Annotated in this window: 16 protein-coding genes; 13 read left to right on the forward strand and 3 right to left on the reverse strand. The window is 73.3% G+C overall.

Annotated features, from left to right (window positions below):
* Window positions 1-23: 23 nt before the first annotated feature.
* Window positions 24-1,523, forward strand: coding sequence for a PLP-dependent aminotransferase family protein (locus ACFWSK_RS21590; RefSeq protein WP_383788577.1), 1,500 nt, complete (start codon window positions 24-26; stop codon window positions 1,521-1,523).
* A gap of 75 nt (window positions 1,524-1,598) precedes the next feature.
* Here ACFWSK_RS21590 and ACFWSK_RS21595 read toward each other — a convergent pair whose 3' ends face one another.
* A complete protein-coding gene (locus ACFWSK_RS21595; RefSeq protein WP_383788579.1) occupies window positions 1,599-3,218 on the reverse strand; it encodes a hypothetical protein in 1,620 nt (539 codons plus the stop codon).
* Window positions 3,219-3,255: 37 nt separating this feature from the next.
* Window positions 3,256-3,450: a hypothetical protein gene (locus ACFWSK_RS21600; protein WP_185301971.1), complete on the reverse strand. Its 195-nt coding sequence runs from the start codon at window positions 3,448-3,450 to the stop codon at window positions 3,256-3,258.
* A 315-nt stretch (window positions 3,451-3,765) separates the two neighbouring features.
* On the opposite strand from ACFWSK_RS21600, the gene ACFWSK_RS21605 reads away from it, so the two are divergent.
* The 8 genes from ACFWSK_RS21605 (at window position 3,766) to ACFWSK_RS21640 (ending at window position 19,792) form a co-directional block, all read left to right on the forward strand.
* On the forward strand, window positions 3,766-4,158 hold the full coding sequence (locus ACFWSK_RS21605; protein WP_383788582.1) for an ankyrin repeat domain-containing protein: 393 nt from the start codon (window positions 3,766-3,768) through the stop codon (window positions 4,156-4,158).
* Window positions 4,159-4,434: 276 nt separating this feature from the next.
* On the forward strand, window positions 4,435-5,853 hold the full coding sequence (locus ACFWSK_RS21610) for a HEAT repeat domain-containing protein (protein WP_383788584.1): 1,419 nt from the start codon (window positions 4,435-4,437) through the stop codon (window positions 5,851-5,853).
* Window positions 5,854-5,969: 116 nt separating this feature from the next.
* On the forward strand, window positions 5,970-7,124 hold the full coding sequence (locus ACFWSK_RS21615; protein WP_383788587.1) for a glycosyltransferase family 4 protein: 1,155 nt from the start codon (window positions 5,970-5,972) through the stop codon (window positions 7,122-7,124).
* Entirely contained in the window at window positions 7,121-8,296 is a 1,176-nt protein-coding gene (locus ACFWSK_RS21620) for a glycosyltransferase (RefSeq protein ID WP_383788590.1), read from the forward strand. Before ACFWSK_RS21615 ends, ACFWSK_RS21620 begins: the two co-directional genes overlap by 4 nt.
* A 188-nt stretch (window positions 8,297-8,484) precedes the next feature.
* Window positions 8,485-12,126, forward strand: a complete 3,642-nt coding sequence (locus tag ACFWSK_RS21625; protein ID WP_383788593.1) for a hydantoinase B/oxoprolinase family protein — start codon at window positions 8,485-8,487, stop codon at window positions 12,124-12,126.
* Window positions 12,127-12,253: 127 nt separating this feature from the next.
* Window positions 12,254-13,780: a hypothetical protein gene (locus ACFWSK_RS21630; protein ID WP_383788595.1), complete on the forward strand. Its 1,527-nt coding sequence runs from the start codon at window positions 12,254-12,256 to the stop codon at window positions 13,778-13,780.
* Between the two features lie 196 nt (window positions 13,781-13,976).
* Entirely contained in the window at window positions 13,977-14,882 is a 906-nt protein-coding gene (locus ACFWSK_RS21635; protein ID WP_383788598.1) for a hypothetical protein, read from the forward strand.
* A gap of 80 nt (window positions 14,883-14,962) precedes the next feature.
* Window positions 14,963-19,792, forward strand: coding sequence for a hypothetical protein (locus ACFWSK_RS21640; RefSeq protein ID WP_383788601.1), 4,830 nt, complete (start codon window positions 14,963-14,965; stop codon window positions 19,790-19,792).
* A gap of 109 nt (window positions 19,793-19,901) precedes the next feature.
* Here ACFWSK_RS21640 and ACFWSK_RS21645 read toward each other — a convergent pair whose 3' ends face one another.
* A complete protein-coding gene (locus ACFWSK_RS21645; RefSeq protein ID WP_383788603.1) occupies window positions 19,902-20,342 on the reverse strand; it encodes a hypothetical protein in 441 nt (146 codons plus the stop codon).
* Window positions 20,343-20,816: 474 nt separating this feature from the next.
* Between ACFWSK_RS21645 and ACFWSK_RS21650 the strand changes: the two genes are divergently transcribed.
* Genes ACFWSK_RS21650 through ACFWSK_RS21665 form a run of 4 tightly spaced genes read left to right on the forward strand, consistent with a single transcriptional unit; the run spans window position 20,817 to window position 25,061 of the window.
* Complete coding sequence (locus ACFWSK_RS21650; RefSeq protein ID WP_383788606.1) at window positions 20,817-23,588, forward strand: nitrate- and nitrite sensing domain-containing protein; 2,772 nt, start codon at window positions 20,817-20,819, stop codon at window positions 23,586-23,588.
* On the forward strand, window positions 23,585-24,028 hold the full coding sequence (locus ACFWSK_RS21655) for a roadblock/LC7 domain-containing protein (RefSeq protein WP_383788608.1): 444 nt from the start codon (window positions 23,585-23,587) through the stop codon (window positions 24,026-24,028). The genes ACFWSK_RS21650 and ACFWSK_RS21655 overlap by 4 nt, the downstream gene beginning before the upstream one ends.
* Before the next feature lie 9 nt (window positions 24,029-24,037).
* Window positions 24,038-24,475 (forward strand): DUF742 domain-containing protein, encoded by a 438-nt coding sequence (locus ACFWSK_RS21660; RefSeq protein WP_383788611.1) that lies wholly within the window; start codon window positions 24,038-24,040, stop codon window positions 24,473-24,475.
* Complete coding sequence (locus ACFWSK_RS21665) at window positions 24,456-25,061, forward strand: ATP/GTP-binding protein (RefSeq protein ID WP_383788613.1); 606 nt, start codon at window positions 24,456-24,458, stop codon at window positions 25,059-25,061. Before ACFWSK_RS21660 ends, ACFWSK_RS21665 begins: the two co-directional genes overlap by 20 nt.
* Window positions 25,062-25,093: the final 32 nt, after the last annotated feature.

Genomic DNA, 25,093 nt, shown 5'->3' on the forward strand with positions numbered 1-25,093 from the left:
CTGAGGAAGGTGGACTGATTTCCATGGCGCAGTGGACCTCAACGGTCGGCGCGGCGCAGCTCGCGCGGCAGCTTCAGGCCCAGCATGACCGGCCCGCCGGGCCCGGCAGCCGCAAGCAGCCCGCCTACCGCGCGCTCGCCGACGGCGTACGGCTGCTCGTCCTCGAAGGCCGGGTCCCGGTCGCCGCGCGTCTGCCCGCCGAACGGGAACTGGCGCTCGCCCTCTCCGTCAGCCGCACGACCGTCGCCGCCGCCTACGAGGCACTGCGGGCCGAAGGCTTCCTGGAGTCCCGCCGCGGCGCCGGCAGCTGGACCGCGGTGCCCGCGGGCAACCCGCTGCCCGCACGCGGCCTCGAACCGCTGCCCCCGGAGTCCCTCGGCTCGATGATCGACCTGGGCTGCGCCTCGCTGCCCGCGCCCGAGCCCTGGCTGACCCGGGCGGTGCAGGGCGCCCTGGAGGAACTGCCGCCCTACGCGCACACCCACGGCGACTACCCGGCGGGGCTGCCCGCCCTGCGTCAGATGATCGCCGCCCGCTACACCGAGCGCGGCATCGCGACGATGCCCGAACAGATCATGGTCACCACCGGGGCGATGGGCGCCATCGACGCGATCTGTCACCTGTTCGCCGGGCGGGGCGAACGGATCGCGGTCGAGTCGCCCTCGTACGCCAACATCCTCCAGCTGATGAGGGAGGCAGGCGCCCGGCTGGTGCCGGTCGCCATGGAGGAGGGCCTCGGCGGCTGGGACATGAACCGCTGGCGTCAGGTCCTGCGCGACGCGGCGCCCCGCCTCGCGTACGTGGTCGCGGACTTCCACAATCCGACCGGGGCGCTCGCCGACGAGCAGCAGCGGCGCGACCTCGTCGACGCGGCACGCTCCGCCGGTACGGTCCTCGTCGTCGACGAGACCATGAACGAGCTCTACCTCGACGCGGACGTCGACATGCCGCGCCGGGTCTGCGCCTTCGACCCGGCGGGCAGCACCGTCCTGACAGTCGGTTCCGCGAGCAAGGCGTTCTGGGCCGGGATGCGGATCGGCTGGGTGCGCGCGGCGCCGGACGTGATCCGCAGTCTCGTGGCGGCCCGCGCCTACGCGGACATGGGCACCCCGGTACTGGAGCAGCTCGCCATCAACTGGCTTATGCGGACGGGCGGCTGGGAGCAGGCCGTGGAGGTCCGGCGCGCTCAGGCCCGGGAGAACAGGGACGACCTGGTGCGGGCCCTGCGCCGGGAGCTGCCCGAGTGGGAGTTCGAGGTGCCGCGCGGCGGGCTCACCCTCTGGGTGCGTACGGGGGGACTCTCCGGATCGCGGCTGGCCGTGGCGGGGGAGCGGGTCGGCGTGCGGGTGCCGTCCGGGCCCCGGTTCGGGGTCGACGGTGCCTTCGAGGGCTATGTGCGGCTGCCGTTCACCGTGGGTGGTCCGGTGGCGGACGAGGCGGCCCTGCGGCTCGCGGCGGCGGCGGAACTGGTCGGCTCGGGCGCGAGTGCGGGGGCCGAGGCGCCGAGGACGTTCGTGGCCTGAGGGGCGGGAACGGCCGGTGGGCGGGTGGCGGACACACGGTCCCCACCCGCCCACCAGCCGTTCGTCGTGCCTGCGTCACCCCTCGGCGATCGCCGGCGCGCCGATCAGCGGGTCCCGGGGCGCGGGCTCGGCGGGGGCAGCCTCGACGGCCACGGGGACGGCCGCGGTCGCGGACTCGTCGTCGGCGGCGGACTGCCGGCCGGGCAGCAGGCCGAGTACGGCCTTGCGATGGGCCTCGCTGGTGGCGTCGTCGTACGGGTCGGGCGTGGCGGGCACCTGGAGCCGCAGGACCGGTCCCGTACCCAGACGCACGTAGCCCCGGCCCGGGGGGACGTCCGGGGTCGGGGTCGTGTGCGGCTCCGCGCCGAGTACGGCCTCGATCTGGTCGCGCGCGGCCGGGCCGAGGACCGCCCTGGCGCGGGTATGGGTCCGTACGGTCTCGGACAGTGAGCCGGTGCTGTCGAACTGGTCCGCCAGGACGACGGTGACCCCGGCGGCCCTGCCGTGCCGGAGCGGTACCTGAAGGAGCTCCTGGGGGTCGGGCCTGCCGTCGGCGGCGGCCAGATGGCCGAGGACGCTCGGCCGGTCCAGCAGGATCCACAGCGGACGCTTGGTGTCCTCGGGTGCGGGATGTCCGGCCTGGCGGGCCCGGTTGGCGGCGATCAGCCGCCGCTCCGTCTCGTGGGCGGCCCATTCGAGCGTCGCGAGCGCCCCGGCGAGGCCGCACTCCACGGCCAGCACTCCGGTGCGCCCGGCCAGGCAGCCGTACTCGCCGGTGCCGCTGCCCTCGACGACGATGAGGTCGCCGTGCTGGAGCGCCTGGAGCGCGATGGAGCGCATCAGGGTGGTGGTGCCGCTGCCGGGCTGTCCCACAACGAGGAGATGGGGCTCGGTGGAGCGGGCTCCGGTGCGCCAGACGACCGGTGGCGCGTCCCGCGTGCCGTCGCCGTCCTGCACGGGCACGGTGCGCTGCACGGAGTCGGCGTCGGTGAAACCCAGCACGGTCTCACCGGGTGCCGTCACGAAGCGCTGGGCGGCGATCGAGACGGGCAGGGCGTCGAGCACGGTCATGACGAGGTGGTTGCTCTCCTCGTCCCAGGCGAAGTGGTATTCGCGGCCGCGGCCGGACTTGGCCTGGAGCAGCTGCTCGATCCGGGTGCGGGAGGCCGGCTCGCTGTCGGTGAAGTACGGGGGATAGTTCACCTGGAGGCTGGTGAGGCGCCCGTCGGCGTCGAAGGTGTGACTGCCGAAGCCCTTCTCCCAGTCGCCGCCGTGGGAGAACAGCGGACTGGGGTCGTCGGCCGTCGAGAAGTACGGCACGAGCGCCTCGTACAGGGCCTGGAGCCGGCCGGCCTCCGCCTCGTCGGGGCCGGTCTTCGCGGGCGCACGGTCCCGCCCCTTCCACGCAGCGGCGCTCATCACCGTGATCACGGCCAGCAGAGGCCCGTACGGGATGAGCGCCACCACGAGTACGCAGGCCGCGGCGAGGAACAGCGTGGGACCACGCCGGTCCTTGGGAGTCGCGGCCCACTTGTGCCGTCCTGCTGCGGCCAGCAGCCGCAGACCACGAGCGATCGTGATCAGCGGATGGAGGACGTCGGTGGCGTTGTCGGCGGCCGTACGCGCGATCTCTCGACCGCGAGTGATCGATGCGCTGCCGCTGCTCAGAATGCGGGGGAGTGGTCGCCGGGCCACGTCGGTCTCCTGAAGGGGTGGGAACGGTCGCTGAGCGTCAGAACTTGATCCCGCCGAGCAGGCCGGCGAGGCTCGCCCCGCCCGCCGTGATGCTCGGTGCGATGGCGGTGCCGGCCAGATAGAAGCCGAACAGGGCGCAGATCATGGCGTGCGATGCCTTGAGGCCGTCCTTCTTGAAGAACAGAAAGACGATGATGCCGAGCAGTACGACGCCCGAGATGGAAAGGATCATGAGTCGTTCTCCTGGTTGGAGGGGACAGTCACCATGAGTCCTTCCAGGATTACGGGAAGTATCTATACGATAAAAGGTGCAATTGAGTGAAAAGCTGGCATTTTCACTTGACTGGCGGACAAGAGATGGTTCTCCCCGCGGAACACATTGACGTTCCGTGACCGAAACGGGCCGCTCACGGTGATCCTTTGCCTCATGGGGGCCGGGTCATGTCGGCACGGGAGCAGTACCCTGTCGATTCACTCGTACGGCCCCCCGCCGTACTCCCCACCAGGTCAACGGCAGTGACAACGGTTATGGAAGGCGGTCCGTCCGATGAGCGAAACCCCCGATCCCGAGGTGGTCGAGCTGGCGGCCAAGGTCTTCGACCTGGCCCGCCGCGGTGAGACCGACGCGCTCGCCGCGTACGTCGACGCGGGCGTGCCCGCGAACCTCACCAACGACCGCGGTGACTCGCTGCTCATGCTCGCCGCCTACCACGGGCACGCCGACGCGGTCACCGCCCTCGTCGGCCGGGGCGCCGACCCGGACCGGGCCAACGACCGGGGGCAGACCCCGCTGGCGGGCGCCGTCTTCAAGGGCGAGAACGCCGTGATCGAGGCACTGCTCGAGGCGGGGGCGGACCCGGCGTCGGGCACACCGTCCGCGCTCGACACGGCGCGCATGTTCGGCAAGGCCGACCTGCTGGAACTCTTCGGGGCCCGCTGAGGTGAGCGCGCAGGTGCCTGCCGGGGCGCTCACCGGCGCATTCGACGACCGTTGCGCCGTAAATGTGGTCGCGGTGGCGAAATGGCTGGGTCATCATGACGTCGCGGGTCCGCTCAGGACCACCGACGAGAGGCAGAGGAAGATGGTCTACACCAGGCAGAAGACGGCGGTCGGCCGATCATGTTGCTGCGCGGCCTAGGGCCGGCCCCGGTGCCCCCCGGCACCTGGAACTGCACAGTCCCGGTTGCGTCGACAGCTTGATGTGAGGCTTTTTCCATGTTTGATCCGTTCATAGCGCCGAGCGGCACCCTGCTCGGCCTGCTGCAGAGGGGCCGCGGCGACGGCACGCTCCACGCACTCGCCGCACCGCGGCCCGAGGCCCTGGCGGCTCTCAACCACTGTGTCCTGAGCGATCCGCGTCACGACTGGCAGGTCGAGAACCGCTCCCTCTACTACGCGCGCCTGTACCTCGACCTCGACGGCGGCATCGAAGAGATCGAACGGCACCTGTGCGATCTCGAGGACCACCTCGACACCGATGACTCCCGCACCGGCCTGGCCCTCGCGGTCCTCGGCCACCTCGCCTCGTACGGACGCGAGGACGCGCTCGCCCTGCTGCGGCGGTACGCGGCCACCGGCTCCAACTGGGCCTGGGCACTCGACGAGCTCGCCCTGCGCGACGACGACGCCGGGCTGCGCTCCCTCGCCGTGCCCGTACTCGGCCGCTTCCCCACCACCCCCGAGGGAACCGCCGAACTCGCCGCGGTCGTCCGCGACGCCTTCGAGCCGCGCCCCTGGCGGCTGTGGGCCGACGACCCGCGGGACGAGGTCGGCGCCCGGGTCCGGGCAGCCTCCGAACAGGGCTCGTTCGACCGCTGGCAGCGCCAGATGCGACCCGGCGGCCCCCGCCCCGGCTGGAGCGTCCAGGCCGTGTTCGACTGGGCCCAGCAGGGCCTGGAGCGGGGCAGCGTCCTCCACGTACCGGCAGCCCGCTGCCTGTCCGCCGTCGCCGGCCCCGACGACCGGTCCCTGATCGTGGAGGCCGCCCGCAGCGGCCCCGAGGGCGCCCGCTGCGCCTCGCTCCACTACCTCGCCGAGGCCGGGGACCCCGCCGTCCTCGACCTGATCGAGGCCGCCGCCGCCGACCCCTCGCGCACCGTCGCCGAAGCCGCGGTCGGCGCCTTCGAGCGGATGTGCGGCGAAGCGGCGGTGGGCCGGGCCCGCCGCTGGGCACACCGGCCGGACGCGCTCGGAGCCTCGGCCGCCGGAGTGCTCGCCTGCCGCGGCGGGTCGCAGGACGCCCCGTTCGTCCTCGGCGCCCTGCGCGAGGCGGTACGGGGCGAGGGCCCCGACACCCCGCGCCTGTGGACCCTCGTCGACGGCACCGGCCGGCTGGGCATCGCCTGCGCCGCGCCCGTACTGCGCCACGTCTACCGCGAGACGTCCTCCTCGCACCTGCGCGGACGGGCCGCCCGGGCCCTGGCCGCGACCGACCCCTCCTTCCCCACCGGCTTCGCCGTCGAATGCCTGTGGGACTGCGAGGAGACCACCCGGGAGGTCGCCGCCCTGCACGCGGAGACCGGTGACATCAGGGTGGCCGAACGCCTGCGGCGGCTGGCCGCTGACCCGGCCGAGGAGGCCGAGGTGCAGACGGCGGTGCGCAGCAGGATCGGGCCCGACGCCCCCGCCGTCTGACGGAGCACCCGCCGGCGGGCGCGTCGGCGGGGCGCGGCGCAAACGCTCATAGGACGTTCCCCGGGCGGAAAGATCCAAGTCGGCCCAGGCACGTCCGGCGCGGCGACAACACGGGTATGCGTGTCGTCATCGTCACCGAGTCCTTCCCGCCCGATGTCAACGGGGTGGCCCACAGCACCCTGCAGACCGCACGGCACCTCGCCGCCCGCGGTCACCATCCGCTCGTCATAGCCCCGGCCACGCCCGGGGCGACGGCCTCCGCCAGGAACCCGGCGGAGCCCGGCACGCACGAGCCCGGCCCGCCGTGCCCCGTGGTGAGCGTGCCCTCCCTGCCGCTGCCCGGCTATCCGCAGGTCCGGGTGGCCCTCCCCAGCCGCCGCCTCGCGGCCGCCCTCACCGCGCACCGCGCCGAACTCGTCCACCTGGCCGGGCCGTTCGTGCTCGGCGTGCGGGGCATGGCCGTCGCCACCCGGCTGGGGCTTCCGACCGTGGCCGTCTACCAGACCGACCTGGCCGGCTACGCCCGTACGTATCTGGGCACCGGCGAGAACACCGCCTGGCGCCGGATGCGCGCCGTGCACAGCGCCGCCGACCGTACCCTCGCCCCCTCCACCGCCGCCCTGCGCGACCTCACCGAGCACGGAGTGCCCCGGGTGCACCTGTGGCCGCGCGGCGTCGACACCGTGCGGTTCCGGCCGGAGCTGCGGGACGAGGCACTGCGCCGGACCCTCGCTCCGGCCGGCGAGAAGCTCGTCGGGTACGTCGGACGGCTCGCCCCGGAGAAGCACGTCGAACTCCTCGCCGGGGCCTGTGCCCTGCCCGGCGTCCGGGTCGTGGTCGTCGGCGACGGACCGAGCGGGGCGTCGCTGCGTACGGCCCTGCCCGGCGCCGCGTTCCTCGGCCGCAGGACCGGTGACGAGCTGGCCCGGCTCTTCGCCTCCCTGGACGTCTTCGCGCACACGGGTCCGTACGAGACCTTCTGCCAGACGGTGCAGGAGGCCATGGCCTCCGGTGTACCAGTGGTCGCACCGGCGGCGGGCGGGCCGCTCGACCTGGTCGACCACGGGCGCACCGGGCTCCTGGTCCCGCCGCACGACGCCGGCGCGGTCGCCACCGCGGTCCGCTCACTCCTCGCGGACCCCGTACGCGCCGCGGCCTTCGGACGGGCTGCACGGGCCACCGTCGAGGGCCGCACCTGGGAGGCCGTAGGCGACCGGCTCCTGGGCCACTACGACGAGGTGCTGCGCGAGCGGACTGCGGTGGCCGCGTGAACTCCCGTGGCGCACACGGCCCCGAAGGACTGAGGATCGTACGGCTGGCCAACTTCGTCACGCCCGCGTCCGGCGGTCTGCGCACGGCCCTGGAGGAACTGGGCCGTGGCTACCTCGCCGCCGGACACGAGCCCGTACTGATCGTGCCGGGCGCCGCCACCCGCGACGAGCGGACACCGCAGGGCCGGGTGATCACCCTCCCGGGCCCCGTCCTGCCGGGCACCGGCGGCTACCGCGTACTGGCGGGCCGCCGACGCCTCACCGGCCTGCTGGAGACCCTGCGCCCGGACCGGCTGGAGGTGTCCGACCGTACGACGCTGCGGTGGACGGGCGAGTGGGCGCGGCGAGCCAGGACGCCCGCCGTGATGGTCTCCCACGAGACGGCGGACGGGGTCCTGCGCACCTGGGCCGTCCCCGCCGCGGCGGCGGCACGCACGGCCGACGGTCTCAACGCCCGCAGCGCCCGCGCCTACACACGGATCGTCTGTACCACGCGATGGGCGGAGCGCGAGTTCGTCCGGATCGGCGCACGCAACGTGGTGCGCGCCCCGCTCGGTGTGGACCTGCTGCGCTGCCGCCCGGAGCGGCGGAGTACGGCGGTGCGTACCCGGCACCTGCACGGCCAGGACGTACTGCTGCTGCTCTGTTCGCGCCTCTCGGTGGAGAAACGGCCCGGCCGGGCGTTGGACGCACTGGCGGTGCTGCGGGACCTCGGTGTGCGGGCGGCGCTGCTCGTCGCCGGAGACGGGCCCCTGCGGGCGGGGCTGGCACAGCGGGCCCGGACCGAGGGCCTGCCGGTCGAGTTCCTGGGACACGTGTCCGACCGGGAGCGGATGGCGGACCTTCAGGCCGCCGCCGACGTCTGCCTGGCGCCGGGCCCCGCCGAGACGTTCGGCCTGTCGGCGCTGGAGGCACTCGCCTGCGGCACCCCGGTGGTGGTGAGCGCCGCCTCCGCCCTGCCGGAGGTGGCCGGCGCCGCCGGACCGGCCGCGGCGGACACGGGTGAGGCATTCGCCGGAGCGGTTCGCGCCCTGCTGGCCGGCCCGGAACAGGAACGCCGTGCGGCGGCCCGCTCCCGGGCCGAACTCTTCGGCTGGGACCGCTCGGTGGCCGCCTTCCTGGCGGCCCACGAGGTGCCGGGGCACCACGAGCGCGCCGGGGCGCGGCGGTGAGCGGGGCGGCCGGGCCGGTCTCGGGGAGGTGAGGGCGGGCGCCCTCCCGGTGCCGCGGGACCCGGGCCCCGCCGCTCGGATCGTGCCGGGGCGGCGGTCTCCGGCACGCACCTCCGGAGCGTCGTCCCCGCCCGGATGGCTGCCGCGCCGCCCGCCCCCTCGCGCGTGCCGCGCGCCAGAATGGAGGGATGACCGGACGCTGGGAGTTCTGGATCGACCGGGGCGGCACCTTCACCGATGTGGTGGGCCGGGACCCCGAGGGCCGCCTGATCAGCCACAAACTCCTCTCGCACGACCCCGGCCGCTACCGGGACGCGGCCGTGGCCGGGATCAGACGCCTGCTCGGCCTGGGGCCTGACGAACCCGTCCCTGCGGACCGGATCTCCGTCGTGAAGATGGGCACCACCGTCGCGACCAACGCGCTCCTGGAGCGGACCGGCGAGCCGACCGTCCTCGTCATCACGGAAGGCTTCCGGGACGCTCTGAGGATCGCGTACCAGAACCGGCCCCGCCTCTTCGACCGGCGCATCCTGCTCCCTGAGGCCGTGTACGAGCGGGTGATCGAGGTGCCGGAGCGCGTCGGCGCACGCGGCACGATCGTCGAACCGCTGGACCTCCCGGCCGTGACCGAGCGGCTGAGGGCCGCGAAGGACGACGGGATCACCAGCGCGGCCGTCGTGCTCATGCACGGCTACCGCCACCCCGGTCACGAATCGGCCGTCGCCGCCGCCGCCCGCGGCCTGGGCTTCACGCAGGTCAGCTGCTCCCACGAGGTCAGCCCCCTGATCAAGCTCGTGCCGCGGGGCGACACCACGGTCGTCGACGCGTACCTCTCACCGATCCTGCGCCGGTACGTCGACGAGGTCGCCGGTGAACTCCGGGGCATCCGCCTGATGTTCATGCAGTCCAACGGCGGACTGCGGGAAGCCGCTCACTTCCGGGGCAAGGACGCCGTGCTCTCCGGCCCCGCGGGAGGTGTCGTCGGCATGGCCCGCACCTCCGAACAGGCCGGGCACGACCGCGTCATCGGCTTCGACATGGGCGGCACGTCCACCGATGTGTCGCACTACGCGGGCGAGTTCGAGCGCGAGCTCGGTACCCAGGTGGCCGGTGTGCGGATGCGCGCACCCATGATGAGCATCCACACCGTCGCCGCGGGCGGCGGTTCCGTCCTGCACTTCGACGGCCGTCGCTACCGGGTGGGACCCGACTCCGCGGGCGCCGACCCGGGCCCCGCCTGCTACCGCCGCGGCGGACCCCTCACCGTCACCGACGCCAACGTGATGCTGGGGCGAGTGCAGCCCGCGCACTTCCCCGCCGTCTTCGGACCCCGGGGCGACCAGCCCCTGGACACCACGGCCGTGCGCGAGCGCTTCGCGGCACTGGCCCGGGACGTGGCGCGGGACACCGGGAGCAGGCGGACGGCGGCCCAGGTCGCGGCCGGCTTCCTGGAGATCGCCGTGCTGAACATGGCCAGCGCCGTCAAGAAGATCTCCGTACAGCGCGGCCACGACATCACGCGCTACGCCCTGGCCGCCTTCGGCGGTGCGGGCGGCCAGCACGCGTGCGCGGTGGCCGACGCCCTGGGCGTCGACACCGTCCTCGTGCCCCCGTTCGCCGGGGTGCTCTCCGCGTACGGCATCGGTCTCGCCGACGCCACCGCGATGCGTGAGCGGTCCGTCGAGGCGGAACTCGACGAGGAGTCCCTCACCCGTCTGGAGACCCTCTGCGAGGAACTGGCCGGCCGGACCAGGGACGACCTCCGCGCCGACGGCGTACCGGATCGTGCCGTCACCACCCGGGCCCGCGTGCTCCTGCGCTACGCGGGGACGGACGCGAGCCTCCCCGTCGACTTCGGCACGGTGCCCGCCATGACCGGGACGTTCCTCGCCGCACACCGGGCACGCTACGGCTTCACGATGGACAAACCGCTGGTCGTCGAAGCGGTCTCGGTGGAGGCCACGGGAACTGCAGGCCCCCGCCCCACCGCACACCCCGGGGACCCGGCACACCCGGCGGACCGTGGTCAGGGGGCGCAACCCCACGACACCGTGAGGATGTTCACCGAAGGACGATGGCAGGACGCCCGTCTGTTCCGTCGTACGGAGCTCCGCACGACGGACACCGTCACCGGCCCCGCGATCATCGCCGAGAACGACGCCACGACCGTCGTCGACCCCGGCTGGCAGGCGTCTCCCGGCCCCACCGGACACCTGGTGCTGACCCGGGTCCGGCCGCGCCCCGACCGCACGGCCGTGGGGACCGGAGTGGACCCGGTCATGCTGGAAGTGTTCAACAGCCTCTTCATGTCGATCGCCGAGCAGATGGGCGTACGCCTGGAGAACACCGCCCACTCCGTCAACATCAAGGAGCGGCTGGACTTCTCCTGCGCCCTCTTCGACGCCGACGGCAACCTCATCGCCAACGCCCCGCACATCCCGGTCCACCTCGGCTCGATGGGGGAGTCCATCAAGGAAGTGCTGCGGCGCAACGGGAGCACCATGCGCCCCGGCGATGTGTACGCGATCAACGATCCGTACCACGGCGGAACCCACCTGCCCGATGTGACGGTGGTGACGCCCGTGTTCGACGAGCCGCCCGGGGAACCCGGGAGCGGGCCGCGTTTCCTGGTGGCCTCACGCGGCCACCACGCCGAGATCGGCGGCATCTCCCCCGGTTCCATGCCCGCCTTCAGCCGCACGATCCACGAGGAAGGCGTCCTGTTCGACAACTGGCTGCTCGTACGCGACGGGAGGCTGCGGGAGGCCGCGACGAGGGAGCTGCTGACGACCGCCGCGTACCCCTCGCGCGACCCCGACACCAACCTCGCCGATCTCCGCGCCCAGATCGCCGCCAACGAGAAGGGCATCAGTGAACTGCGGCGCATGGCGGACCGGTTCGGACCGGCCGTCGTCGAGGCGTACATGCGTCACGTGCAGGACAACGCGGAGGAGTCCGTCCGCCGCATCGTCGCCGGTCTGGACGACGGCTCGTACCGCTACGAGACCGACAACGGCGCGGTGATCGAGGTGAAGCTGACCGTGGACCGGGCGGCCCGCAGTGCCGTACTGGACTTCGCCGGCACCTCGCCGCAGCAGCCCGGGAACTTCAACGCACCGAAATCCGTGGTCATGGCCGCCGTCCTCTACGTCTTCAGGACGCTCGTGGCCGAGGACATCCCGCTCAACAGCGGCTGCCTCAAGCCCCTGGACGTCCGCGTGCCCGAAGGATCGATGCTGGCCCCCGCCCACCCCGCGGCGACCGTCGCGGGCAACGTGGAGACCTCCCAGGCCGTCACCGGCGCCCTCTACGCGGCGCTCGGCGTCCAGGCCGAGGGCTCCGGCACGATGAACAACCTCACCTTCGGCAACGAGCGCGTCCAGTACTACGAGACCGTCGCCTGCGGATCGGGAGCGGGGGACGGCTTCGACGGCACCGACGCCGTACAGACCCACATGACCAACTCCCGGCTCACCGACCCCGAAGTGCTGGAATGGCGCTACCCGGTCCTGCTGGAGAGCTTCGCCGTACGGACGGACAGCGCCGGGGCGGGCCGATGGCACGGGGGCCAGGGAGTCGAGCGCCGCATCCGCTTCCTCGAACCGGTCACCGTGGCGCTGCTGTCGAGCCACCGCCGCGTGCCCCCGTACGGAATGGCCGGCGGTGAACCGGGCGCGCTGGGCAGCCAGCACATCGAGCGCGCCGACGGTACGACGGTGACCCCCCTGGAGGGCTGCGACACCACCGGTCTGGCGGCCGGGGACGTACTGGTGCTGCGCACTCCGGGCGGTGGCGGTTACGGGCTCCCCGAACCACCGCAGGACCGCTGATCCGGGTCCTGGCCCACGGGACGGGGCCCCGCACAGGGACCTCCGGAGGCTCCCGGCCGCCCCAGGACGGTCGGTCGCTTCTGCGCCGTTTCGACCGTTGTCGGTGCGAGGACCTAATCTGTGCAACGTGACTTCGCCTGCCTACACGGACAACGCTGCGCCCCAGCTCAGCGGGGGACCGCGGCCCGCCCCGGGCCCCGCCGCCGATGAGGGGCTCTCGCGACGGCTGCGCGCGCTCGCCTGCACGGCGCCGCTGCACGACCTCGACGTGCGCAAGGCGAATCTCGCCGGTGAGTACACGGTCTACTCGATGGCCGAGGTCGCCCTCGCCGCCATCGACCTGGTCACGCTCAACATGGACTTCGACACGGGCGCCGACCACGAGCAGATAGTGGCCAGACTCCTGCCGCGGGTCGGGGCACAGGCCCCCCGGCGCCCGGTCGCCGAGCACGAGCGGGTCGCCCGCTGGGTGCTGGAGAACCTGATCAACGTCGGGAGCGTCGACCGCGGCTTCCGCGCGGTGTACGGCACGTTCGGACCCGACGGGGTCTACGTCCGCAGGGACTACGACTTCAAGCTCATCGAAGAAGTCCCCGGTTACGGCGGCAGCGTCTACCTCCGCGCCACCGACGAGGCGGTCAACGTCCTGGTCGGCGCCCTCGACACGGACGTCACCAGCGCACAGATCGCCGCGGAGGTGAAGCTGGAGGTCCTGATCAGCCGCGGGCGTCTCGCCGACGCGCAGCTCGCCGCCGAACAGGCCCGCTACCGCACCGTGCAGTACGCGGAAACGCTCCGCAGGACCCTGGAGGCGACCCGGCGCAACGTCCGCGCCGTCGACTGGCTGAACACCGTCCCCGACATGATCGCCGAAGCGCTGGACCACGTCGCCGACCGCTACCGCCACGAGAACGCGATCCTCACCAACATCCGCAAGTCGCGCGACGAGGCCGAGGACCCCGAGCACAAGCGGCGCGCCGCCGAGCTCGTCGACATCGTCAAGGACTGCATCCGCCGCCACACCCAGCTCCAGTCCAGGCTGCTGGAGGCCGGGCCGCTGTTCCGCGCCGAGCAGGACCGGCAGGCTTTCGCCGCCCCCACGGCACGGACGGGCCTCGATCTGTACGGACAGCTGGTTACGCCGCTGCTGCCGCTCCCCGTCGAACAGGCCATCCGCGCCACGGACGCCTTCTTCGCGAACGGCACAGGGCTGCGTACGCCCACGTCCGTGCGGGTCGGTGACCTCGTGGACATGCTGCTCTCGCCGCCCGTGGAACGCGAACACCTGGGCGCGGAGATGCCCGAGCCGGACCTGATCGCCACCCCCGACGACAGCAGGTTCAGCGAGGAGCAGCTCGCGCACGCCATGGCGCTGCTCGACCTGGAGCACGACGCACCCCGCAGGCTCTCCGGACTCCTGGCCGAGGCCCGGCTCAGCGATCCCGAGCTGCCCTATCTGGTCGCCCTGCTCGCGGTGCACGCGGCGAGCCCTCCTGTCGGCACCGCCTACCGCCAGGGCGAACGACGACTGCTGTTCGCGGTGGACGACGGTACGGAGCTGGACGACCCGGAGTTCGGCGGCGCCGACCTGATAGTGGGCACCGCGCTGCTGGACACGGCCGCGGCGACCGCGGAACGCAGGGAGGCGTCATGAACGCCCGCGCCATGCCCTGCGTCCCGGCCCGTCTCCCGGTCCGATTCCCGCCCCGCGCCACGACTCCGTCGGCCCCGGCCTTCGCGCGCCGGCAGCGCACCGGCACCCTCCCCGGCGTCCCGGACCCACGGGCCGACGGCCGCCACCCCTCCGTACCCCGGAGTTTCCGCAGTTTCCGCACCGAGGAGCCCCAACCGTGAGCGAGTACCACGCCGAGCACACCGACGCGTGGAGCGAGACGGCAGACCCGGCCCCGGCGGCCGGGACGGGCGCCCCGGCATCCGTAACACCGGCCGACGCAGCCGACGCCGCGCGCCTCGTGTCCTTCGGGCTCCAGCCCAAGCTGCTGCCCGCCCGCGACGCCGAATACGCCGAACTGCTCCGCCGCTACCGGGAGGAGCCCGCCTTCGCGCGGCTCGCCGACGCCGTGGCCACCGGGCTCGGACTGATCGTCATGGAGGTGTCCACCCGCGCCGGGATGGCCGTCACCGCGGGCGAGGACTCGGTCTTCGCCGTACGCATGGGCGACTACGCCCGACGCGCCTCGTCCGACTCCGCCGACCGCTTCCTGCACGGCCTCGCCCACCTCGCCGTCGCCGCCATGGCCTTCCCGCGCCCCGAGGACCTCGCCGACAACGGGTACATCGGCCGCATCACGGTCAACGGCGTCGACGCGTTCGTACGCCAGGCGTGCCACCGCCTGGAGGAGCGGGCGGAGGAGGAAGGCGACAACACCGACCCGGCCACCGACGCCCCCGGCCTCGAAGCCGGGTGGCGGGTCTACGCCCGGCGCAGTGCCACCGGCGCGACGAAGGACGCCCGGCGGCTGGCAGGCTCCACCACCGGCATCATCGGCAAGGCCGTCGCCTTCCTCACCGACTCCGGCTTCCTCCAGCGCACCGGCGACGACGCCGGAGGCGCGTACCGCACCACCGCCCGCTACCAGCTCCAGGTCCGCGACATGGCGGGCAGCGCCGCCATGGCCGAACTGCTGGAGCTCGGAGTGGTCCCGGTCTCGGACGGCACGGCCACCCTGCTGCCCCCACCGGACGCCGACAGCCCCGAGCTGGCCGCCGACGAGGGCCTGCCCTTCCACGCCTGACCCGCCCGCGGACCCGGCCCCCACCGGGCCCCGCCCCCGACGTTTCCCTCCCGCTGCCTGAACGACGAGAGTCCGCCGCCATGTACGAGTTGTCCCGGGTCCGCCTCTACTCCATCGGGCCCGCCGGTGCGCGCTACGCCGACACCGTGCTTGACCTGCGCGGAGTCGGTGAGCCCGTACCCAACCCCGCGCCGGCCCAGGCGGAGTTCTTCGAGGACGAGCCGGTCGGCCCGCCACGCCGCCCCGCGCCCGCCGGTGTGCTCTTCCTGGAGAACGGCGGCGGCAAGTCCGTCCTGCTCAAGCTGATCTTCTCCGTGATGCTGCCCGGCCACCGCAACACCCTGGGCGGTGCCAGTTCCGGCGTCCTGCGCAAGTTCCTGCTCGCCGACGACTGCGGCCACGTCGCGCTGGAATGGCAGCACACCCTGACCGGCGAGTGCGTCGTCGTCGGCAAGGTCAGCGAGTGGCGTGGACGCCAGGTCTCCAGCGACCCCCGCAAGTTCGCCGAGGCGTGGTACTCCTTCCGCCCCGGGCCCGGCCTCAGCCTCGACTCGCTGCCGGTCGCCGAGGCCACCTCCGTCGGCCGTCCCTCCGAAGGCGTCTCCGGGGCGCGCGGCAGGCGCCGCACCATGAAGGGCTTCCGCGACGCCCTCACGGACGCCGGCAAGTTCTACCAGCACCTCGACGTGCACTGGGAGGAGATCCACGACCGGTGGAACGAGCACCTCGGCGACCTCGGGCTCGACCCCGAACTCTTCCGCTACCAGCGCGAGATGAACGCCGACGAGGGAGAGGCCGCCGGTCTCTTCGCCGTGAAGAAGGACTCCGACTTCACCGACCTGCTGCTCCGGGCCGTCACCGACACCCGTGACACCGACGGACTCGCCGACCTGGTCAGCGGCTTCGGCAACAAGCTGGGCCGCCGTGCCGAGCTCACGGCCGAGCGCGACTTCACCGCGGGCTCCGTCGATCTGCTCGGCCGGATCGTGGACGCGGCCGACACCCGCGCACGCAGCAGGGACGTCCACGCCGGCGCCGAACGCCGTACACGCACGCTCGCCCGCAGGCTCTCCGCCCGCGCCACCGAGGAACGCGCCCGCACCGGCGAGCTCGCCCAGCAGGTCACGGCCGCCGCCCACACCGTCACCGAGGCCGAGAAGGCCCGCGGCAGCCGCGCCCTGATCGCCGCCGAACTCGCCTACCGGCACGCCTCGCTGGCCCTGACCGCCGCAGAGAAGAGCGCGGCCGCCCAACGCCGCGAACTGGCCGAAGCGCGGACGCTGCACTCCGCCTGGCAGGCCGCCGAAGCGGTGCTGCGCCACCGTGCCGCGGCCGACCGCTCCGCACGGGTCGCCGTCGCCATCCGCGAGGCCGAGCGCGACGCCGCCCCGGCCCTCGCCGCACGGGCCACGGCCGCCGCCGACCTCGTACGCGCCCTGCACACCGCCGCGGAGGCGGGGGAGCGAGTGGCGAACGAGGAGGAGGAGCGCTCCGACGTCCTCCAGGAGACGGGCGAGCGGGCGCACCGAGACGCCACCACCGCCGCCACCGAGGCCCAGCGGGCCCGTAGCGAGGCGGGCCACCTGCGTCAGCGCCTGGCGGAGGTCGAGCAGGAGACCGCGGAAGCCGTACGAGCGGGCTGGCTCGACAACACGGCGCCCGACGCGGACCCGGCCCGCGCGGCCCTGGCCGCGAGCGAGTCGGAGCAGGCGGCCGTCGCCGCCTGGGACACCGCCAGGGAAGCGGCCAGGGCGGCGGCGGACCGCGCCAGGGAAGCGGGGGCGGCCGAGAGCCGGGCCGAACTCGCCGCCGCCCGGGCCTCCGACGGGGCGCAGGCGGCCGAGCAGTCGTACGAGGCGGAACTCAGGGCGGCCGAGTCCATCGCCGCCGACCACCGCCTCGCCGATCTCCTCGGCCTGCCCTCGGCGCAGTCCGCGGGCGTGCCCAGGCCGCGTCAGGGAACCGGCGGCGACGCCTCCGAGCCGGACGAGTCGCACGGCAGCGGTACACAGGAAGGCCGTCCGGTTCCCGGGGACGCCTCCCACCCCGCCGCGTCCGGCCCCGGCGGGCAGGTCGCCGTCGCCGAACCCGTCACCACCGGACAGGTCCGCGCCACCGGACAGGCCCTCACCGCCGAGGACTTCGACGGCAGCGCGGACGAACTGCGCGAGCTGCTCGATCAGGGCATCACCGCCGCCGAACGCAGGCTCTTCGAGCTCCGCACGGCAGCCGCCGACGACGCGCGGATTCTCGGCGCGCTCGGCGACGGAGGTCTGCTGCCGCCCGGCCCCGACGTTCTGGCCACCGTCGAGTACCTGGGCGAGCACGGCATCCCCGCCCTCCCCGGCTGGCGCTACCTCGCCCAGGCCGTCGACCCCGCCGACCACGCGTCGGTTCTCGCGGCCCGCCCCGAACTGGTCGACGGCGTCGTGATCACCGACCCCGAATCCCACGCCCGCGCCCGCGAGGTGCTGGGCGCCGCCGCCCTGCTGCCCCGCTCGGCGGTGGCCGTCGGTACGGCCGCCGCGCTCCTCGCCCCCGTCCCCGCCCCGGGAGCCGGCGACGCCACGGACGGGGTCTTCCTCGTCCCGCCGAACCCCGCGATGCACGATGAGCACGCGGCGGACGAGGAGCGGCAGGCGCTCAGGCACCGGACCGCCGCCCGCGACGAGGACATCCGGACCCTGGCGGCCCGGCTCACCGCCGACCGTTCCCTCGCCGCCCGCATCGGCTCCTGGCGGTCCGACTGCCCGCCCGGCAGGCTCACCGAACTGGCCGAGGCCGCACACACGGCCCGTACGGCCGCCGAAACCGCCCAGGCCGCACTCGCCGAAGCCCGCGCGGTCCGCGCAGAGGCGGACGAAGCCGCCGCCGACACCGCCCGCGTCCGTGAGGAACGCCAGGAGACCGCCCAGCGCGCCCGCCGGGCGGCCGACGCCCTCGCCGGCCTCGCCCACCGCCTGCGCGAACGCGCCCGCTGGCAGACCCGGCTGCGTGAACTCGTCGACGAGGCAGCCGAATCCGAGGCCCGGGCCACGACCTGCCTGGACCTGGCACGCGCCGCCGACGAGGACCGCCGCGCTGCCCAGCGCGCCGGCGACGACGCCCGGCGTACCGCCCGCGCCCTGCGCGCCGAGCGTGCCGAGATCGCCGGTGCGCCGGAGCAGCTCCCGGAACCGGAGGGCGAGGCCGCCCGTGCCTCGCTGCCCGCCCTGCGCGAGGCGTACCGCGCGGCCTCCCAGCTGTACGAGAAGGTCGGCGTCGGCGCCGATCTGCGCGCCGAACAGGCCCGCGCCGAGAGCGACGAGAGTGCCGCGCTCGCCGAGCTCGACCGCCTCACCAACAAGGTCCGTACCCGCGCCGCCCAGCTCCTCGAAGGCACCGACGGCGCCGACGGCCCGTCCCGGCAGGCCGCGGCCTCCCGCGCCGAGTCCCTGGTCCAGCTCCTGGAGACCCGGGCGTCCGCGGCCAGCGAGCAGCTCGGCCGGTTCCGCGGCGAGGCCGAACGGCTCGCCCCCGTCGACGAGGAGCCCCACCACACCGAACTGCCGGACGAGCTCGTCCCGGCCGATGCCGAACAGGCCCAGAGCCTGCTCCGCACGGCCACGGCCGAACTGGCGTCCGCCACCGGCGCCCTGGACACCGCCCGCGCCGCCCACTCCGAACTGCTTCACGCGCACCGCACCGCGGAGGACTCGGCCGGCGGTTTCGAGGAGACGGCGGCCCTCCTGCGCGACCTGCTCCGGGACCACGGCACCGACGACGAGACCGACGGCCCCGAGCCGTACCCCGGCACCCTCGACGAGGCCCGGCAGTCGGCCGCCGAGGCCCGCCGCTCCCTGCGCGGCTGCGCCGCCGACCTGTCGGCCGCCGAGACCGCCGTACGGGAAGCGAGCGACGTGCTCGTACGGCACGCCAACTCCACCCGGTACGAGCAGGTCCGCACCCCCGCGCGCCAGCAGATCCGGGAACTCCCGGCTTCGGCCCTGCCCGAGCACGCGGAGAAGTGGGCCGCCGCCTTCGCGCCCCGTCTCCGCGTCCTCACCGACGAGATGGCCCAGCTGGAGCGCAACCGCGACTCCATCGTCGACCGCCTCCGCGGGCTCGTGGAGTCCGCCCTCGCCACCCTCCGCTCGGCGCAGCGGCTGTCCCAGCTCCCCGAGGGGCTGGGGGAGTGGTCGGGCCAGGAGTTCCTGCGGATCCGCTTCGAGGAACCCGACCAGGCCACACTCACCGAACGGCTCGGCGAGGTCATCGACGAGGCCACGCACGCCGCTCTCAAGAAGAACTCCGACCTGCGCCGGGACGGCATGTCCCTGCTGCTGCGCGGAGTTCAGGCAGCCCTCGAACCCAAGGGCATCGCGGTGGAGATCCTCAAGCCGGACGCCGTGCTGCGTGCCGAACGCGTCCCGGTCGGACAGATGGGCGACGTCTTCTCCGGGGGCCAGCTGCTCACGGCGGCGATCGCCCTGTACTGCACGATGGCGGCGCTCCGCAGCAACGACCGGGGCCGGGACCGCCACCGGCACGCCGGCACCCTGTTCCTCGACAACCCCATCGGCCGCGCCAACGCCACCTACCTGCTGGAGCTCCAGCGGGCGGTGTCGGACGCGCTGGGGGTCCAGCTGCTCTACACGACCGGCCTGTTCGACACCACGGCGCTCGCCGAATTCCCCCTGGTCATCCGTCTCCGTAACGACGCCGACCTGCGGGCGGGGCTGAAGTACATCAGCGTGGAGGAGCACCTGCGGCCCGGACTGCCGCAGCAGGACCCGGACGTGGAGACGGTCCACGGCGAGATCACCGCGACCCGGATGTTCAAGCGCAGCCCGCAGGCCGCCGAGGCAGCGGCCCAGGCACAGGCGATCCGGGCCGAAGCACGGAAGGAAGCCCTGAAGGGCTCCGCCTAGTCCCGGAAGGGCTCCGCATACTCCCGGCCCGGCCCGGCCCGAAACTCGGCCGGGGCCCGTGGCCCGGGGCAGGGGGTCCGAGGCCCGGGGGCCCGGGGGCCCGGGCCCGTCAGGCCCGGGAAAGGCCGCCCGCGCCCCGGCGGCGTATCCGCGTGGCCTGTCGCGCCGCGCTCCTGGCCGTCCGCCGGGCCCGGCGCCGCTCACGGCGCATCCGCCGCGCCGTGCTGCTCGGCACGGACACCACACCGTTGCGCTGGTTCCACACCTGCCGCGTGACCCACACGTCCAGGACCGACCACGTCGCGACCACCGTGCTGCCCACACTGCTGAGCATCATCGGGAAGGCCAGCCAGGAGCCCGTCATGGTGCTCAGGAACGCCACCATCGCTTGTATGAGGGTCACCGACGTGATGAGCACGGCCCGCACGGCAGCCGCGCGCACCGGGTCCGGCATTCTCCGCCGCACCGCGGGCTCCTCCACCCAGAGCTGCCGCGGAATCCGAGCCGACCGCTCCGACGACTGCTCGCTCCGACGCTCTTCCGTGTCCAAGAAACCTTCAACTCCCCACCGCTGTCCGACTTCAGGGTGGCTGCCCGGATCACGGACGTTCTACGCGGGCGGAACCTGCTGCCCTGCCGTACGCACCCATATAACTCCCTGCCCCGTACAGAGGGACGAATGCCAGGCCGTGAAGATTCCCGCGGAAGTGAGTCATCAGGCCCTGGAGGCCGGGAAACGAAGAATTCCAGCCAACTGCCCGTGTCGCGCACGGGTCGGTCCACACGGGGCCAGCTGTCGCTTTCGTGAATTCCATCTCCGGGAATACCAGGACAACTCATGATCAAGTCATGTTAGGGCGGCCGAAATTCGTCCGGACACGCCTTCGAGTTGTCAGGGTGTCAGTAGTAGGCTCGCGCCGTTTGTTGACGGATGCCGACGGAACGCCGACCGGTCAGCGACAAGGACCTGGCGAGCCACCGACGTAAACCACCCCCGCGACGCGGGGCCGAGCTGGGGGAGGCCATGCGCTTTCGCGGGAAGTCCATCCGCAGGAAGATCGTGGCGTTGCTCATGGTGCCGCTCGTCTCCCTCACGGGCCTCTGGGTGTTCGCCACCTACATCACGGGCCGTGAAGCCGGCGAGCTCATGGGCGCCGGTTCCATCATGGAGAAGGTCGGCCACCCGCTGGAGGACACCGTCCGTGCCGTCCAGAGCGAACGGCGCCAGACACTGATCTTCCTCGCCGATCCCCGGGCCTCCGACGCCCTGCCCCTCCTGCGCCGCCAACGCGCCGCCACCGACCGCGTCGTGGCGGACGTCAGGGAGAGCGCGCACGAGAAGGACATCCGCGACGCGCTGCGCCCGGACGCCGAGAACAGGCTCGACTCGATCCTCAGCGCCGTCGACGGCCTGGACGCCCTGCGGCAGTCGGTCGAGCGGCGCACCATCGACCGCGACCGGGCCCTGGACTTCTACAACCGGCTCATCGACCCTTGCTACCGCTTCCTGAACGGTCTCCACACGATGGAGAACGTGTCGATGGACAAGCAGGTCAGGGCGCTGATCGGGATCTCCCGCGCACGCGAAATGCTGTCCCGCGAGGACGCGTTGATCGCTTCCGGACTCATCGCGGGCCGGCTCGACGCCGGAGAGCTGCGCGCGGCCTCCGACCTGGTCGCCGGCCGCAAGCTGCTGTACGAGGTGAACCTCGAACTCCTGCCCTCTTCCGAACGCCGCCGCGTGGAGCAGTACTGGGGCAGCCCCGGCACCGAACCCCTGCGCAGCGCCGAGAAGACGCTCATCGGCGCGGGCCCCTTCAAGCGGCCGGGCAGCGTCGACGCGGAGCGGTGGCAGCAGGTGGCCGAGCCGGTGCTGGACCGGCTCGGCAACGACACCACCGAGATGACCAACCGCTTCCAGGACCGCGCCGAACCCGCCGGCTACCGGGTCCTGATCCAGGCGGGGATCGCCGGTGTGCTCGGCTTCCTCGCGCTGCTCGTCTCCGTCTTCGTCTCCGTACGCATCGGCCGCGAGCTCGTCCGCGACCTCTCCCGGCTCCGCAAGGACGCCCACGAGGTCTCCGGTGTGCGACTGCCCAGCGTGATGCGCCGGCTCGCCGCGGGCGAACAGGTGGACGTCGAGACCGAGGCCCCGCACCTCCAGTACGAGCGTGACGAGATCGGCCAGGTCGGCCAGGCGCTCAACACGCTCCAGCGGGCCGCCGTCGAGGCCGCGGTCAAGCAGGCCGACATGCGCCGCGGCGTCTCCGAGGTCTTCGTAAACCTCGCCCGCCGCAACCAGGTCCTCCTGCACCGCCAGTTGACGCTCCTGGACGCCATGGAGCGCCGCACCGAGAACAGCGACGAACTCGCCGACCTCTTCCGTCTCGACCACCTCACCACCCGCATGCGGCGGCACGCCGAGGGCCTCGTGATCCTCTCCGGGGCCGCCCCCTCCCGCCAGTGGCGCAAGCCGATCCAGCTGATGGACGTGGTACGGGCGGCGGTCGCGGAGGTGGAGGACTACGAGCGCATCGAGGTCCGACGACTGCCGCGCATCGGCGTGGGCGGCCCCGCGGTGGCCGACCTCACCCACCTGATCGCCGAACTCCTGGAGAACGCCACCGTGTTCTCGCCCCCGCACACCGCGGTCCAGGTGCACGGCGAGCGCGTCGCCAACGGCTTCACGCTGGAGATCCACGACCGGGGCCTCGGCATGGCACCCGAGGTCCTCCTGGACGCCAACCTCCGGCTGGCCGAGACCCCCGACTTCGAGCTCTCCGACACCGACCGGCTGGGGCTCTTCGTGGTCAGCCGGCTCGCCCAGCGGCAGAACGTACGCGTCTCGCTCCAGCGGTCCCCGTACGGAGGGACCACCGCGGTCGTGTTCATCCCGGCCGCCCTGCTGACCGACGCACCGGACACCCACGGCACCGGATTCCGCCTCGACCGCCGGGCGGAGCGGGCGATCGGCGCCGGGCGCCCGCGCATCGACGCCGCGGGCGATGGCCGGTCCCCCAAGGACGGCGCACCGCAGGACGACGTCTCCGGCAGCGGTACGAAGGAGGGCGCCCGCTCCTCCGCCCTGTCCCCCGTACCCACCGGACTCACCGGACCCTCCGTCCTCGACGGCCCCGTGGAACTCGAAGGACCGCTCGACGCCCTGGGCTTCCCGCAGGGGCCCGGCCGGGCCGTCGACCCGGAGTACGATCCGGCCCTCGGCCCCGTACTCGACGGCGTCGCCGACCTGGAGGACACCGAGAGCGAACGCGGCGGCATCTTCCGGGCACGGGACCTGCGCCGCGACGCCGACCGCGAGCAGCACCAGCAGGCCGCCGACCAGACCGGCACACGCGAGGCCGATGTCCGCCCGATGCGCCCGGCGGGCCCCGTCCCCCTGCCGCGCCGCAAGCCGCCGACCCTGGTCACCGACCGGGGCCGCCTGGTGGATGAGGAGGGCCGCTCCCACCCCGACGGCTTCCCCGCACCGCCCCCGACGACGGACCGGCCGGCCGCCCCGGCGGCGGAACCGGTGCGGGAGACCGTGGGCGGTCTGCCCCGCCGGGTCCGGCAGGCCAGCCTCGCCCCCCAGCTCCGGGAGGAATCCGGGCACCGGACTCCCGGCCACGCCCCCGCGGACGCCGCCGACGATCTCGAACGCGACGCGGAAGAAGTACGCAATCGCATGGCTTCGCTACAACGTGGCTGGCAGCGTGGCCGGCGAGAGAACGCCGAAGACGTGGCCGGCCGCGGCGAGGCAGCACCAGGAACCACTCCGGGAGGGGACGGTCCATGACCGCACCGAACGCCGCAGCATCCAACGGGAGCCGCCACGGCTCCGGCGAACTCAACTGGCTCCTCGACGAACTCGTCGATCGCGTCGGCAGCATCCACAAGGCGCTGGTGCTCTCCAGCGACGGTCTCGCCACCGGCACGTCCAAGGACCTGACCCGTGAGGACAGCGAGCACCTGGCAGCGGTCGCGTCCGGGTTCCACAGCCTCGCCAAGGGCGTGGGCCGCCACTTCGACGCGGGCCGGGTGCGCCAGACCGTCGTCGAGCTCGACGAGGCGTTCCTCTTCGTCACCGCGGCAGGCGACGGCAGCTGCCTCGCCGTCCTGGCCGACTCCGACTCCGACGTCGGCCAGGTGGCGTACGAGATGACGCTGATGGTCAAGCGCGTGGGGGCCCACCTGGCCAACGCCCCCCGGACGACCGGTCTGCCCGCCGGAGGGTGAGTGGATGGCATGAGCGCTGACTCCTCCCGGGGCGCCGCCTCCGGACCTCCGGCCGCGTCCACCGTCTCGCAGTCCTCGCGTTGGTACGACGCCGACGCGGGGCCGGTGGTCCGCCCGTACGCGATGACCCGGGGGCGTACCAGCAGCGCGTCCCGCCACCGCCTCGACCTGATCGCGATCGTCGTCCCCGAACCGGCGGCCGACGATCCCGGCCGGGACCAGACGCTCTCCCCGGAACACGTGGAGATCGTCGAACTCTGCAGTGACATGCCCCAGTCGATCGCGGAACTCGCGGCCGGTCTCGATCTCCCCGTGGGGGTGGTCCGGGTCCTGGTCGGTGATCTCGTGGAGGACGAGCTGGTGCACGTAACCCGTCCCGTTCCGCCGGCCGAGCTGCCGGACGCGAACATTCTTCGCGAGGTGATCAATGGCCTTCGGGCGCTCTAGCCGCAAGAGGCGGCCCGTCGAGCCCGTTACCCTGAAAATCCTGGTGGCGGGCGGCTTCGGAGTGGGCAAGACGACCATGGTGGGAGCGGTCAGTGAGATCAGACCGCTGCGTACGGAAGAGAGGCTGAGCGAAGCAGGCCGTCCGGTGGACGACCTCGCGGGCGTCGAGGCGAAGACCACCACCACGGTGGCCATGGACTTCGGCCGCATCACGCTGCGCGAGGACCTGGTGCTCTATCTGTTCGGCACGCCGGGACAGGACCGCTTCTGGTTCCTGTGGGACGAACTGTCCCAGGGCGCCCTGGGCGCCGTCGTCCTCGCGGACACGCGACGGCTGGAGGACTGCTTCGCGGCGGTCGACTACTTCGAGCGCCGGGCGATCCCGTTCGCCGTCGCCGTCAACTGCTTCGAGGGTGCCGACCGGTTCCCCATCGAAACGGTGCAGGCGGCGCTCGACCTCGACCCCGAGGTGCCGGTGCTCCTGTGCGACGCACGCGACCGTCCGTCCGTACGGGACGTGCTGGTCGCGGTGGTGGAGCACGCGATGGCCCGCGCCGACAGGCTCCGGGAACCCGCGACCACCTGACACCCGGCGCCGCACGCGGCCCGTACCCCGAC

The organism is Streptomyces sp. NPDC058620 (assembly GCF_042717135.1).
In the GTDB taxonomy this organism is placed as follows: Bacteria; Actinomycetota; Actinomycetes; order Streptomycetales; family Streptomycetaceae; genus Streptomyces.

Bases quoted from the DNA above. Each gene is read 5' to 3' on its own strand.
- ACFWSK_RS21655 (WP_383788608.1), top strand. From the start codon at position 23,585: ATGACCGCACCGAACGCCGCAGCATCCAACGGGAGCCGCCACGGCTCC.
- ACFWSK_RS21625 (WP_383788593.1), top strand. From the start codon at position 8,485: ATGACCGGACGCTGGGAGTTCTGGATCGACCGGGGCGGCACCTTCACC.
- ACFWSK_RS21650 (WP_383788606.1), top strand. From the start codon at position 20,817: ATGCGCTTTCGCGGGAAGTCCATCCGCAGGAAGATCGTGGCGTTGCTC.
- ACFWSK_RS21660 (WP_383788611.1), top strand. From the start codon at position 24,038: ATGAGCGCTGACTCCTCCCGGGGCGCCGCCTCCGGACCTCCGGCCGCG.
- ACFWSK_RS21590 (WP_383788577.1), top strand. From the start codon at position 24: ATGGCGCAGTGGACCTCAACGGTCGGCGCGGCGCAGCTCGCGCGGCAG.
- ACFWSK_RS21605 (WP_383788582.1), top strand. From the start codon at position 3,766: ATGAGCGAAACCCCCGATCCCGAGGTGGTCGAGCTGGCGGCCAAGGTC.
- ACFWSK_RS21615 (WP_383788587.1), top strand. From the start codon at position 5,970: ATGCGTGTCGTCATCGTCACCGAGTCCTTCCCGCCCGATGTCAACGGG.
- ACFWSK_RS21665 (WP_383788613.1), top strand. From the start codon at position 24,456: ATGGCCTTCGGGCGCTCTAGCCGCAAGAGGCGGCCCGTCGAGCCCGTT.
- ACFWSK_RS21640 (WP_383788601.1), top strand. From the start codon at position 14,963: ATGTACGAGTTGTCCCGGGTCCGCCTCTACTCCATCGGGCCCGCCGGT.
- ACFWSK_RS21610 (WP_383788584.1), top strand. From the start codon at position 4,435: ATGTTTGATCCGTTCATAGCGCCGAGCGGCACCCTGCTCGGCCTGCTG.
- ACFWSK_RS21600 (WP_185301971.1), bottom strand. From the start codon at position 3,450: ATGATCCTTTCCATCTCGGGCGTCGTACTGCTCGGCATCATCGTCTTT.